11 protein-coding genes are annotated in these 13,583 nt (G+C 43.6%); all 11 read left to right on the top strand.

Annotated features, from left to right (window positions below; genetic code table 11):
* Position 1 precedes the first annotated feature (1 nt).
* Entirely contained in the window at positions 2 to 1,822 is a 1,821-nt protein-coding gene (locus tag MKZ07_RS20485; RefSeq protein WP_341027324.1) for a glycosyltransferase family 2 protein, read from the top strand.
* Between the two features lie 41 nt (positions 1,823 to 1,863).
* Complete coding sequence (gene rfbG, locus MKZ07_RS20480) at positions 1,864 to 2,943, top strand: CDP-glucose 4,6-dehydratase (protein ID WP_341027322.1); 1,080 nt, start codon at positions 1,864 to 1,866, stop codon at positions 2,941 to 2,943.
* Between the two features lie 62 nt (positions 2,944 to 3,005).
* Positions 3,006 to 4,022, top strand: a complete 1,017-nt coding sequence (locus tag MKZ07_RS20475; protein WP_341027321.1) for a CatB-related O-acetyltransferase — start codon at positions 3,006 to 3,008, stop codon at positions 4,020 to 4,022.
* A 129-nt stretch (positions 4,023 to 4,151) separates the two neighbouring features.
* Positions 4,152 to 4,568, top strand: a complete 417-nt coding sequence (locus tag MKZ07_RS20470) for a flagellar protein FlaG (RefSeq protein WP_341027320.1) — start codon at positions 4,152 to 4,154, stop codon at positions 4,566 to 4,568.
* Between the two features lie 17 nt (positions 4,569 to 4,585).
* Positions 4,586 to 6,460 (top strand): flagellar filament capping protein FliD, encoded by a 1,875-nt coding sequence (fliD, locus tag MKZ07_RS20465; protein WP_341027319.1) that lies wholly within the window; start codon positions 4,586 to 4,588, stop codon positions 6,458 to 6,460.
* Between the two features lie 17 nt (positions 6,461 to 6,477).
* A complete protein-coding gene (gene fliS, locus MKZ07_RS20460) occupies positions 6,478 to 6,888 on the top strand; it encodes a flagellar export chaperone FliS (RefSeq protein ID WP_341027317.1) in 411 nt (136 codons plus the stop codon).
* On the top strand, positions 6,881 to 7,216 hold the full coding sequence (locus MKZ07_RS20455) for a flagellar protein FliT (protein WP_341027316.1): 336 nt from the start codon (positions 6,881 to 6,883) through the stop codon (positions 7,214 to 7,216). The genes fliS and MKZ07_RS20455 overlap by 8 nt, the downstream gene beginning before the upstream one ends.
* A gap of 241 nt (positions 7,217 to 7,457) precedes the next feature.
* Positions 7,458 to 7,655: a cold shock domain-containing protein gene (locus tag MKZ07_RS20450; RefSeq protein WP_019915069.1), complete on the top strand. Its 198-nt coding sequence runs from the start codon at positions 7,458 to 7,460 to the stop codon at positions 7,653 to 7,655.
* Positions 7,656 to 8,080: 425 nt separating this feature from the next.
* Positions 8,081 to 9,526: an S-layer homology domain-containing protein gene (locus tag MKZ07_RS20445; protein WP_341027314.1), complete on the top strand. Its 1,446-nt coding sequence runs from the start codon at positions 8,081 to 8,083 to the stop codon at positions 9,524 to 9,526.
* A 227-nt stretch (positions 9,527 to 9,753) separates the two neighbouring features.
* A complete protein-coding gene (hpf, locus tag MKZ07_RS20440; protein WP_036721235.1) occupies positions 9,754 to 10,311 on the top strand; it encodes a ribosome hibernation-promoting factor, HPF/YfiA family in 558 nt (185 codons plus the stop codon).
* 307 nt (positions 10,312 to 10,618) lie between these two features.
* Complete coding sequence (secA, locus tag MKZ07_RS20435; RefSeq protein ID WP_076159550.1) at positions 10,619 to 13,123, top strand: preprotein translocase subunit SecA; 2,505 nt, start codon at positions 10,619 to 10,621, stop codon at positions 13,121 to 13,123.
* Positions 13,124 to 13,583 lie beyond the last annotated feature (460 nt).

Raw genomic sequence — 13,583 nt, 5'->3', positions numbered from 1 at the left:
TATGGATACTCATACAGCAAATATACTCCTCGAAACCTTGCAGGATGCTCAAGAGGGAATTAATTATCTGGGAAATTGTATTCAACAGGGAGAAATCAATTTGTCAGATATAGTTATTCTGGATACTATGGTTGATTTACTGCCTATCGTGGAGAAGTCTACAGCGAGCGTAACTCTACCTAATAGGGTACGAGAGATCAATGCTAACATTCTTTTTTATATTGAACAATTAAAGCAGAGTGCTTATCAAGATAATACTGATCTATTTGAATATGATTTTCGTTTTCATTTTTGTTCGCTGGTCCGTATTCTAAATTATGAAATAGCATATATTGTTGAAGAACTTGTTAACAAGGAGATGTATCCCCGATTCTATCCAGAGGTGGGGGACATTAATCATTCCCAAATATCGGCTCAAGGGGATCATGCTCGCTATTTAGTCAGTGTGGTGCTTCTCGCATATAATAATCTTGATTATACACGTGATTGTGTTGAGAGTATTTTAATGAATACAGATGATATAGAATTTGAGTTGATTTTGGTGGATAACGGTTCAACAGATGGAACTAAGGAGTATTTTGATTCGATTCCAGGAGTAAAGGTTATCCATTTGGAGTACAATATCCATCTTGTAAAGGGTTTTAATATAGGATTGATGGCTGCGGAGGGAAAGTATTCTGCTGCGGTATGTAATGATTTTATATTCGCGCCTAATTGGTTGAATAACTTGTTGATCTGTATAGAATCAGATCCCGATTTTGGTTTTGTATCTCCAGGGGCAACCTCTATTTCTAATATGCAGCAAATTGCCATGCCGTTTATATCGAAGGCTGATTTTCGAGAAAAGGCCAGGGAATACAATATCAGCGACCCATCAAAATGGGAAGAACGAGTAGTACTCCTTCCTAATGTATTATGCTGCCCGACTGCATTATTGAATCGGATTGGCTATTACGATACGCGGTTTTTCCGTGGTGAATTTTTGGATGACGATATTAGTTTCAGAATTAGACGAGCCGGATATAAACTTATATATTGCGGAGATACAGTAACTCACCACTTTGGGAGTATAACCACTGCCAGTGATCATCTGACTAATTCATTGGAAGAAGGCAGAAAAACCTTTTTTGAGAGGTACGGCCTTGATGCCTGGCTAGATGCAAGGATGAGTCCGGTTTATATGGAAATTGACTATAACTGGCTTGCTGGAGTGGGTTCTATACTTGGAATTGATGTGAAGTGTGGGGCAACATTGTTACAGATAAAGAATAATATTTGGCTGAATTATGGGATAAAGCCACGACTGTCAGTGTACACATCAGAACACAAATACTTGACTGATGCAGAGACAATTTCTGAAGAAACTTCTTTATTATCCACATTTGAAAAATTATCATTGGAATTCAGAGGGAAAGTCGACTTGATTTTCATTGAAAAGCCGCTTGATTGCTATAATGAGGACCTGGACACTCTCTTCAATAGTTTATCAAAGATTATGAGTGAAAATGGGAAACTGATATTTATGGTTAACAATAGTATTAATATAGAAACATTTTATGAGATGCTTAATGAATCTAATGCTCTGCATAACCGGAAAATTTATATCCGCGAAATGCTTTATTTACAGGCAGCAAATTATGGATTTACACCATCATCTGTTATCGATTTTGGTACTGAACGCAATGTTAAAAACCAGCAAACTCTGAATCAGTTAGCCAGCTTCTTAGCTGGTGGTAGAGAGCATGAAACAAATTATTTGCAATCGAAAATGCACTTCAAATTCGGAATTTATCAAATGGATTACCAAACAGTCAATTCTTAAATGAGATTAGTGTTGGATACTATAAAGGGCAGGAGCGACTAATGAAAAGATCAAACTTGGTAGACCGTTTATTTTGGAACGGTAAAAAGGTTTTAGTTACTGGACATACCGGATTTAAAGGGAGCTGGCTTACTTTATGGCTTCATCAAATGGGTGCGAAAGTAACAGGATACTCTTTGCATCCGCCATCTTCTCCATCTTTGTTTGAACTTGCTAATGTTGAGCATACAATGGAAGAGTCAGTCATTAGTGATATTACAGATTTGGTAACTTTGAAGCATTCCATGCAAAAAGCAAAGCCGGAAATCGTTATTCACATGGCAGCACAGCCATTGGTTAGAAAATCGTATGAAGATCCTGTTGGTACCTATAATACAAATGTTATGGGGACTGTCAATGTTATGGAGGCAGCACGTTCCTGCAGCTCTGTTCGTGTAATTCTAAATGTGACTACAGATAAATGTTATGAGAATCAGGAATGGAACTGGGGATACCGTGAGATTGATCCATTAGGGGGATATGATCCTTACTCTAGCAGCAAAGCATGTTCTGAATTAATTACTTCTGCATATCGAAGTTCCTTTCTCGAGTCATCGGATGTAAAAGTGGCTACTGCACGAGCCGGAAATGTAATTGGAGGCGGTGATTGGGCAGAAGACAGATTAATCCCTGACTTGCTCAAAGCATTGGAAAATGGAGAACAGATCGAAATTCGAAATCCATTAGCAGTTCGTCCTTGGCAGCACGTTTTGGAACCATTGTCTGGATATTTATTGCTCTGTCAACAACTATATTGGGAAGGCACGGAGTATGCGCAGGCATGGAACTTTGGGCCGCAGGCTACCGATGCAAAACCAGTTGAATGGATAGTCAAACAGATGATTGAGAAGTGGCCGTATGAAAGTTCGGGATTTCGAATAACTGAGGATATCATTAAACATGAAGCAGGTATGCTTAAACTAGACTGTTCAAAGGCTGCAGTAGAGCTTGCCTGGACACCAAAGTGGTCGTTAGAGAAGGCTCTGGATGTTACTGTTCAGTGGTTTATTGGTTATTTAGAAGGGAAAGATATACAAAAGCTTTGTGAATTGCAGATTGTAGAATATGAATTATCGGTGTGACATTCAGAATTCTTGTCACTCAGGCCATCGGATCAAATAAATGCTTCTGGAGGCAACTAATTATGATTGCGAATATTTTGGTATCTCCAAATCAATTACGCACTGGTACCTTGTTTAAATGGGCTGATGAAAATAATGAGTACTTAAAGGGTTTTCCTGTGATGTATGTTGATAAGTTCTCCTATATATCAAATGCTACTGTTAGAACTGGAGTGGGGGAGCCTGGGTTTGCTAATGATTCATACGCAGTACATGTTGGAGCGTTTTGTTCAATTGCGAGGTTTTTGACTATCGGAATTAATGAGAATCATGACTACTTAAATATTACAACTGGTGTGTGTGACTTAATTAGTTACCCTGAAATGAAGATCAAGACTAAAGGTTCAGTTATAATTCAGAATGATGTATGGATAGGGCAAAGCTGTACTATTTTGGGTGGTGTTACCATCCATAATGGTGCTGTTATTGCAAGTAATTCTGTTGTAACCAAAGATGTTCCTCCCTATAGCATTGTGGGAGGAAACCCAGCACAAGTTATTAAATATCGTTTTAACCATGAAACTATTAAAAAATTGTTGGAAATACAGTGGTGGAATTGGGGCAATGATACTTTAGCAGAAAGAAGGAAGTGGTTTGAGGCGGATATTTTAGATTTTGTTGATGAGTTTTATCCTGATGCTCTGTCAAAAAAACCTTCTTATGAAGTAGCTTTGCCAGACTGTGAAATCAAATATGTGTTTTTCCCCGATTTTAATGAGTCTTTTTGTATTTGGGAGAAAGTAATTCTTGAGTTTTGCAAGACGTTTAAAAATTCATCGAATACCTGCCTAGTTATATTTATTGAGGACCAACAGGAACCTATTGAGCAACTTAATATGATATCAGAATTAGTTCAAGGCATTATTGCTGATTGTCAAATATATATTCACTGTGGCAATTCTCAGGATGAAAAAGTAATTTTTCAATATGTTTCTCATTACATAACTAGTCGCAGTCAAAAAACTATCTTCCGAACATGTCTTGCGGACATAAATAGGGTAAAGACTATTTCTGGGGTTGATATTCCTATATTTAGTTAAAGGGTTGAAAATTTTACTTTGGATAAACGGTGGTATTGAATTGCTCAGTCAACCTAAACAATCCCAATAAGTAACCGATATATACTATATAATCGAGATAATCGAGGTTTCTTGGAGGTCGGATGTGTAATGAATATTCAGTTCTCTCTTTCTGCCAGCGCTATTTCTAAAGGACAAAGCAGGTCTGAAGTGTTGTTGGGCAGTGGGGCAGTTCTGCCAGTTCCTGTGAGTACTCCAAACACTGAAGCTGTTCCAGCAACTAGTATTAAGGACACCAGAGAACTTACTGCAAAAGAGAGGCAAGGAGCGAACGTATCTGTAGCCGAAGAACAACTAATAAAGACAATTGAAAGAGCGGTTAAATCTCTACAGGGGCCCCAGACTACATTAGAAATCAGCATCCATGAGAAAACGCATGATATTATGGTCAAGGTGTTAAATAAGGATACTGGAGAACTTATCCGTGAAGTGCCCCCAGAGAAGACACTTGATCTTGTAGCTAAAATGATGGAAATTGCCGGAATATTAGTTGATGAGAAAATTTAGGATCTGGAGGTGCTGTATTGGTTACTAGAGTAAATGGATTCTCAGGTATGGATATTGATAGTATGGTCAAGAGTATGATGGCTGCTAAGCGCGTTCCCTATGATAAGCTTGTCCAAGATAAGCAATTACTTGAGTGGAAAAGAGACAGCTATCGGGAAATTAATAGTAAACTATATACATTCAAAAGTGCTAAGCTCACAGATAAATATGGGTTTAACAGTGCTTTGAATGCTAATAAAGCAGTTATCTCTGGTAATACAGATGCGCTCAGAGCTGAGGCTACAGCTGAAGCTAATGGAACGGAAATGAAAGTCAGTATTGAAAGGTTGGCTACGCGGGCAACTGTGGAAACGCGTGGTGTAGGAGCAGGAAAGTCAACTAAAATTACGCTTGCAGAACTTCTCAATCCTGAAGTGGGAAAACTGCCCCCAAATGATCAGGAGTCATTACTTAATGAGGAATTTTCTATAACGATTAACGGAGAAGGCTTCAAAGATAGCAAGGGGAAATCCTTATTTACTGGAAAAACAAGTGTTGCAACGGTGGTATCGACTATTAATGCTAATGCAAAAGCTAATGTCACAGCAAGCTTTGATGAGGTTACTGGTAAACTGCTTATTAGCTCCAAAACTTCCGGATCTGAAGGACAAGTAAACATTGGAACAGCGGGTACGAATCCGTTACTCAATTTATTTGGGGGAGAAGTTGCACCTCCTGCCAGATTAACAGCAATAGAAACTAAAAGTGGCGGTCAAAATATAACTACTAGTACTAAGCTAAGCGAACTTACAGGCGGAAGTGCTAGTTCTAATTATTCTTTGAATATAGAAGGTGAAACATTTACTTTTGATCAGAATCTCACAATTAGTGATATCGTGTCTTTGATAAACAATGGTGATACTGATTCAGGTATAAGTGCTGCTGTGAAATTTTCTGCTAAATTCGATTCTGCTCAAGGAAAATTAGTGTTCACCTCAAAAGTTGGAACGGGAGATGGGAAAATCCAATTTGGCGCAGCTGGGAATACATTGATTGAGCGTTTTAACGGGGCACAGCAATTGTATACACCAGGTGTTGATGCCCAAGTTACAATTAATGGGACGGAATTGAGTAAGAGTAGTAATAGTTTTACAATTAACGGAATTTCACTCACTTTATTAGCTACTACTGCTGGTAAAACAACGACTATTAATACTCAGACTGATTCTTCTACAGCAATTGAAACCATTAAAGGATTTATAGAAGATTATAACAGTATGATTGAACTTTTGAATAAAAAAACAAGTGAAGTGAAATATCGTGATTTTGCTCCTTTATCCGAAGAGCAGAAAAAGGATATGAAAGAAGCGGATATTAAGACTTGGACTGAAAAAGCACAAAGCGGACTTTTGAAAAATGATGATATTCTAAGATCTACAGTATCCTCAATGAGGATGCTCATTACTCAAAACTTAGGTGATCTCAGTTCTATTGGTATTACGACAGGACAATATTATGAGAACGGTAAGCTGTACCTGAATGAATCTAAATTGAAAACGGCTATCGCTGAAAATCCTCAGAAGATCATTGACCTACTTCAAGGACCTACTAGTGATGCTGGAAGTGGACTTTTCGACAAACTGGTGAAAATATCAGAGACTGCACTTGAAAGATTCTCTGAGAAGGCGGGAACTGATCGATTCTCTGCCAGTGTGACAGGAACCTACAAGGCGGAAAATGTAATTGGTAGAACTTTAAAAGGATATAATAGCCGCCTCGATACTATGCAAAAGAATCTAGCTACTGCGGAGAATCGTTACTACAAACAATTTACTGCTATGGAAACTGCTATGAGCAAGCTGCAATCCCAATCGTCCAGTCTGCTATCCAGCTTAGGAATGTCATCAAAATAGTATAAAGGGTGAGACTATTGCTTAATTCTCCTTACGATAAATACCGCCAGTCGTCTGTTCAGACGTCTACACCTGCCCAATTAGTAATTATGCTGTACGACGGTGCAATTCGGTTCATCCGTGCTGGACTTGATGGAATCAAGAAGAATGATTATGAGAAAACAAATACCAATCTTGGAAAAGCGCAGACGATTGTAAGTGAGTTGATGAGTACACTTGATCATAGTTACGAGGTATCTGGAGGACTTTACTCACTCTATGAATATACTAGTTTCTTGCTTATAGAGGCAAATATTCGCAAAGATGCTGAAAAGGCTGAAGAAGCGGTTGGGTATTTGACCGAGCTACGGGAGACATGGTTACAAGCTTCCAAAATAGTTGCAGGACAGGGTCTTACACCGGTGTCACCTGAAGGCGCTCATGGATGAGTTGATTAATGAACTTGATTGGTTAACGGAAAAACTTTCAGTTCATCTGGACGACGTCACCTACGAAGAACTCGAAGCCTTCGTAGAACAACGCCAAAACCTTGTCGAACGGATAGAGCAAGAGGTCGAAAAATGTCAGCCAATTTCTGCACAAAAGGATGCAATTCGTCGAATTTTAGAGCACGACCCGTCCATCATGGCCCGGATGAATGCCCTTCGCCAAGAAGCCCAAGACTTCCTCCAGAAACGCGGTCAAGCCAAAATCCAACGCAGCGCATATGAGGCGGCCTACACCCCGGACAGCTTCCTGATGGACCGCAAAAAATAAAGATAGAATAATAGATTTTCTCCTGTTTCAGTGGGGGAGTGGACGGGTATTTACAAGCGTCTGCTCCTTTTTTTGTAACTTATATTACCGAATGATATCCATTTCTGATGTCAATTGCACTCTGGTAAAATATTGAAAGTAATCATTTACTATTCCAATTGACAATGGAGAAGCTGCGGTGGTATAGTCGAATTGTGAGCAAGACTCACGTTCATCTGATGACGAAGGGAATGTTTAGTCAATGGAAGGTAAAGTTAAATGGTTTAACGCAGAAAAAGGTTATGGTTTCATCGAAACTGCCGATGGTGGCGACGTATTCGTACACTTCTCCGCGATTCAAACTGACGGTTTCAAGACTTTGGATGAAGGCCAATCCGTAGAGTTCGATATCGTTGAAGGCGCACGCGGACCACAAGCAGCTAACGTCATCAAATTATAATCATCCGGCGAAGCCGACCTACATATATGGTAGATGGTTAGCAATTGAGACAACGCTAGCGTTAGACCCTGGGGATATTCTCTTGGGTCTTTTTTATTGCGGTTTAGACATAACGATTTTTGTTTTTGGGGATGAGATGTATATGAAGTTGCGAGCCTTTGATTTAACGCGGGAATTTAACATTTTTCTAGTAAATATCCTATATTCCGAGTCGAATAGAGTCCGAAATTGGACACTTTGTAAAAATTAGTTACAGAAAAATGTTAACATCCTCCAGATTATGGGTAATAGTGAACGTTGGGCTTTTTTTGTTGCCTAGTCTGCACTCTCATTATTGCTTAGGCGTATGCTTCCGAAAGGTTTTTGGTAAGAAGTCATGCAGTGAAGCCTATGCCCATCAAACTCACAGGAGGATGAACAAACGAATGAAGAAAATGTGGCGTGGCCTTACGGCCGGAGTACTCGGTATTTCAATGCTGATCGGTTCTTTGGGAAGTGTGTCGGCAGCGCCGGCTCCCAAGGATATTCAAGGACACTGGGCGCAGAAACAACTGCAGAGCTGGCTGGATAAAGGATACCTGGGTGGTTATCCAGACGGAACGGTTAAGCCGAATAAGGCAATTACCCGTGGTGAATATGTGGCACTGATTAATCGTCTGTTCGGGTTCACCGAATCGGCTACCCTTAGCTTCACCGATGTGAAGAAATCCAACTGGGTCTACAGCGAAGTAGCCAAGGCTGTGAAGGCCGGCTACATTGGCGGGTATGAGAATAATACCTTCCGGGCCAACAACCCGCTCACCCGCCAGGAAGCAGCAGTTATTGCTGCCAAGCTGCTTAAGCTAAGTACAAGCTCTACTCCGCTTAAGTTCAAGGATAATGCTCAGATCGCAGCTTGGGCCAAGGTGGCAGTAGCCTCAGCGGCAGACAAGAAGATCATCAACGGTTATCCTGACGGCACCTTCGGTCCGAAGAAATCTCTTACCCGTGCCGAAGCGGTCGGAATTATAAGCAACTCGGTTGTGCATAAGCCGGCTACGGGCGGAGTAATGCCTACACCAGCACCAACAGCAACGCCGGCTCCATCTGCAACAACTGTACCAACTACCAGCCCGACAGCTACTCCGGTACCCGGTGGTAGTGGTGGCGGCACTGGCGGAGGTGGCGGAGGCGGTAACGTGACCTTGCCATCTGTAAGCAACGTGACTTACGGTCATGTAGGTTCCGTTACCGCTGATGTATATGTTACGCCTACTGTTACAGGAGCCGTGTATTATGTAGTTGCTCCATACAGCGTGAACGCAACTGCACCAACTGCAGCGCAAGTGAAAGACGGACTGATTAATGCTACAACAACAGGCGTTCATTCCGGGAAAATCGCTACAACCGGCAACACTACTGTTGCTTTCTCTGTGTATGGTCTGAATGCAGGAACGGATTATACCGTATACGTTGCCCTAACGGACGCTTCTGGTAACTGGTCCGGCGTAACACCGCTTCAATTGAAAACAGCAGCAGGCAGCAACTGGTCAGTTTCTCAAGTTGGAATCACCAACGTAACAACAGTATCTGCGGAAGTATACGCTGCTTACGGGAAGGCGGGTACTCCGACTCCGGTAATTCCTCTGAAATATGTGGTGGTTAATGCAGCAGATGCTGATCCAACCGCATTACAGATTTCCCAAGGGAAGAACAGTGCAGGTGTTACATTAACAGCACCTTGGACTGGAACTCTTACAGGTAGTCCAGTTGTGAAACACAACATTAACCTGAATGGACTTACTGCCAATACAGCGTATAAAGTCTTCTTTATCACTGACTCTAATGGCAGCCTGTCACCTGTAGAGCTTTTGCGGATTCACACTAAATAAGTAAGCTTGATGAATGCAATCATTCATATTCCAGGTTTTATAGTGGAATAATACAGCAACAGTATTCGGTCCGGCGAGGGCGGCTTTCTGCTCGAGCCGGGCCGTTTGTTGTTAAGACAGGTCTGTTACATCTATTGTTAGATGAATGTAAAGTCTGTCATGATTTGTTTTTTACTTAGCCCTGACAATTTGCTATAATGGAAAAGTAAACAAAGGAGGAGTGCCTTATGAAATTCAGCATTCGAGGTCAACAAATTGAAGTGACCGACGCTTTGAGAGACTATGTTGATAAGAAGCTCAGCAGACTTGAGAAGTATTTCGAAGCACCCCCTACCTCTGAAGGATATGTGACGCTTGGCGTCGTTCGCGGCCTTCATACGGTGGAAGTGACAATTCCTCTAGCTGGTGTGACGCTTCGTGCGGAAGACCGCAGCGATGATATGTATGCATCCATCGATGCCGTAGTGGACAAGCTGGAACGTCAGATCCGCAAGCACAAGACTAAGCTTAATCGCAAGTTCCGCCAGGAAGGCAGCCTGAAGACCTTGTTCGTTGAAGGTTCGGGCAGCGCCGTAGCTGTTGAAGAGCAGGAACAGGATTATGATGATCTTGAGGTTGTGCGGAACAAACGGTTCACCTTGAAGCCTATGGATGTGGAAGAAGCGATTCTGCAAATGAACATGATTGGACATACGTTCTTCGTGTTCTCCAACATTGACACTTCCGAAGTTAGCGTGGTTTACAAACGCGATGACGGCAAGTACGGTCTGATTGAGCAGAACTAACCTGCGGACCGGGAATTGTTGGAATAAGGAAGGCTTAGGTTCAGCCTAACGTGGACAATTAGACGAGTCCCTATTCGCCTGAAGCGAATAGGGCTCTTGTGCGTATATATAGAAGTTTCGGTAAAATGCCATCATCTGTCCTCATATAAGGGGATTATACAGAATAAGGTTAGGGCGGCTTGTATTGCGGCTTCTCTTACAAACTGTTACAATTTATGAAGCAGCGGAATCGAAAGCATATATGGCCCTTTCAATCTATGAGGATGGGCTCGGTTCCACCATCTGTGTTGCATGAAAGGGGTTAACCATGCTAGGACTTGTTAAGAAAATATTTGGCGACACTAATGAACGGGATGTCAAACGTCTCATGAAGACGGTCGAAGTTATTAATGGTCTGGAGCCGGATTTCGTATCGCTTACGGATGAAGAGCTGCAGGCAAAGACAGCGGAATTCCGCGCCCGTATTGAGAAAGGTGAGACCCTGGAAGCGATTCTTCCCGAGGCTTTTGCTACCGTACGCGAAGCTTCCAAACGGACGCTGGGCATGCGGCATTTTGACGTTCAGCTGGTTGGGGGTATGGCGCTTCATGAAGGCCGGATCTCCGAGATGAAGACCGGGGAAGGCAAGACGCTGGTTGGGACTCTGCCGGTGTATTTGAATGCGCTGCTGAGTAAAGGCGTGCATGTCGTAACCGTAAATGATTATCTGGCTCAGCGCGACAGTGCGCAAATGGGACAAATCTATAACTTTCTGGGCATGAGCGTTGGGGTCAACCTGAACGGCATGGACCATAATGATAAACAAGCGGCATATGCCTGCGATATTACGTACGGAACGAATAATGAATTCGGGTTCGACTATTTGCGCGACAACATGGTGCTCTATAAGGAACAGATGGTCCAGCGCCCGCTCTACTTCTGTATTATTGACGAAGTCGATTCCATCCTTGTTGATGAAGCGCGGACACCTCTCATTATCTCTGGCCAAGCTGAGAAATCGACGGAGCTGTATTACGCAGCAGACCGTTTTGTGAAGAAGCTGGTTGCTGAAGAGGATTACACCGTGGATATCAAGGTGAAGTCCGTTGCGCTCACCGAGAAGGGCGTGGCTACGGCTGAGCGTGCTTTTGGGATAGAGAATCTGTATGACCACAGCCATGTTACCTTGAACCATCATATTGTACAGGCCTTGAAGGCGAACGCTATTATGCGCCGGGATGTCGATTATGTGGTTAATGAAGACGAGGTTATGATCGTCGATGAGTTCACAGGGCGTCTGATGCAGGGCCGCCGTTACAGCGACGGGCTGCACCAGGCGATTGAAGCCAAGGAAGAGATTGAAGTTCAGAATGAGAGCATGACGCTGGCTACTATCACCTTCCAGAACTACTTCCGGATGTACCGCAAGCTGGGCGGCATGACGGGTACGGCGAAGACGGAGGAAGAGGAGTTCAAGAAGATCTATGGTCTTGAGGTTCTTCAGGTTCCTACGAATAAGCCGAATCAACGAATCGACATGCCTGATGTAGTCTACAAAAGCGAGAACGGCAAGTTCAACGCAGTCGTTGCTGAAATTGTAGAACGCCACAAGAAGAATCAGCCGGTACTGGTAGGTACGGTATCGATTGAGAACTCTGAACGTGTATCGGAAATGCTGAAGCGTAAGGGTGTCAGACACCAGGTACTGAATGCGAAGCACCATGCGGCCGAAGCCGAAATTATCTCTTATGCCGGTCAGCCGGGAACGGTAACGATTGCCACGAACATGGCTGGACGCGGTACGGATATCGTACTGGGCGAAGGGGTAACCGATGTGGGCGGTCTGCATATTATTGGTACAGAGCGCCATGAATCGCGCCGGATTGACAACCAGCTTCGCGGCCGTGCCGGACGCCAGGGCGATCCGGGTTCGACACAGTTCTACCTGTCCCTTGGGGATGAGCTGATGAAGCGCTTCGGTGCGGACAACGTGCTGAACATGATGGACCGTCTGGGATTCGAGGAAGATCAGCCGATTGAGAGCCGTATGATTACCAAGGCTGTTGAATCTGCGCAGAAGCGGGTAGAAGGCAATAACTTCGACATCCGCAAAGTCGTATTGCAATACGATGACGTCATGAACCAGCAGCGTGAGATTATCTACAAGCAGCGCCGTGAAATTCTGGAGTCGGATAATATCAAAGACATCGTAGTGGAAATGATCAAGCCGGTTATCGACCGTATTGTGAATGCCCACTGTAGTGACGATATCCCGGAGAACTGGGAGCTGCAAGAGGTCGCAGATTATGTGAACAGCAAGCTTCTTGAAGAAGATGAGCTGACACGCGATGATCTGTGGGGCAAAGAAGTGGAAGAAATCATCGAATTCATCTTCGCCCGTGTCCTTGAGAAATACGCTGCCCGTGAAGAGCGACTTGGCTCGGAGCTGGTACGTGAATTCGAGAAGGTTATTGTGCTTCGCTCCGTAGACAGCAAATGGATGGATCATATCGATGCTATGGATCAGCTTCGTCAGGGGATTCACCTCCGTGCTTACGGTGGTACCGATCCGCTGCGCGAATATCAATTCGAGGGCTTCGAGATGTTCAACGCCATGACAGCGAACATTCAGGAGGAAGTGGCGACCTACATTATGAAGGCGCACATTGAGACGAATCAGGAGCGGCAATCAGTAGTGGAGGAAGACAAGATCTCCACCAACGCAGAGCCTGCTGAGAACCGTCCGGTGCATGTGGAATCCACTGTCGGCCGTAACGATCCATGCCCATGCGGCAGCGGCAAGAAATATAAGAACTGCCACGGCCAGGCGTAAGATATAATAAATCTTCATGCTCGTGGATTCACTGTCTGGTGAAATAATGAGCAGGCATTAAGCTGCGAATACCTTTCACCGAATGCACTTGTGGTGTTGTTCACAGGCACTGGGGTTTATAATGAAAATAAAAAGCGGCTGGGCCCGGGGGACTCCCCGTTTGCGGCCCGGCTGCTTTTTTGGGCTTGAAGTGATCTGGGACGCACAGCTGTGCAGCAGACGGGAGCGTCCAGATGTTGTATGGCTGAGGTGGAAGTGACGGAGGGGAAGTTTGGAACTGGAGGAGCGTTAGCGTCCGCCTTTAGGATTGAATTTCTACTGCGATGAGCAGTTTAAATGAGGAAATTCAATCCTAACAGCGGCCGGAAGTCCAAACATTCCCGCAGTTACGGCGTACACCTGGCCATGTAGCAGCTGAAGCGAAGTGACAGCAGCATAGATGTCCGTCCATACCGGTAAG

It is taken from the genome of Paenibacillus sp. FSL P4-0338 (assembly GCF_038002365.1).
Lineage (GTDB): Bacteria > Bacillota > Bacilli > Paenibacillales > Paenibacillaceae > Paenibacillus_AQ.
Note: the sequence above shows the minus strand (reverse complement) of the source record. Positions and strands in the feature narration are given on the sequence as shown.

Bases quoted from the DNA above. Each gene is read 5' to 3' on its own strand.
- MKZ07_RS20475 (WP_341027321.1), top strand. From the start codon at position 3,006: ATGATTGCGAATATTTTGGTATCTCCAAATCAATTACGCACTGGTACC.
- MKZ07_RS20445 (WP_341027314.1), top strand. From the start codon at position 8,081: ATGAAGAAAATGTGGCGTGGCCTTACGGCCGGAGTACTCGGTATTTCA.
- MKZ07_RS20470 (WP_341027320.1), top strand. From the start codon at position 4,152: ATGAATATTCAGTTCTCTCTTTCTGCCAGCGCTATTTCTAAAGGACAA.
- secA (WP_076159550.1), top strand. From the start codon at position 10,619: ATGCTAGGACTTGTTAAGAAAATATTTGGCGACACTAATGAACGGGAT.
- MKZ07_RS20485 (WP_341027324.1), top strand. From the start codon at position 2: ATGGATACTCATACAGCAAATATACTCCTCGAAACCTTGCAGGATGCT.
- hpf (WP_036721235.1), top strand. From the start codon at position 9,754: ATGAAATTCAGCATTCGAGGTCAACAAATTGAAGTGACCGACGCTTTG.
- rfbG (WP_341027322.1), top strand. From the start codon at position 1,864: ATGAAAAGATCAAACTTGGTAGACCGTTTATTTTGGAACGGTAAAAAG.
- MKZ07_RS20455 (WP_341027316.1), top strand. From the start codon at position 6,881: ATGGATGAGTTGATTAATGAACTTGATTGGTTAACGGAAAAACTTTCA.
- MKZ07_RS20450 (WP_019915069.1), top strand. From the start codon at position 7,458: ATGGAAGGTAAAGTTAAATGGTTTAACGCAGAAAAAGGTTATGGTTTC.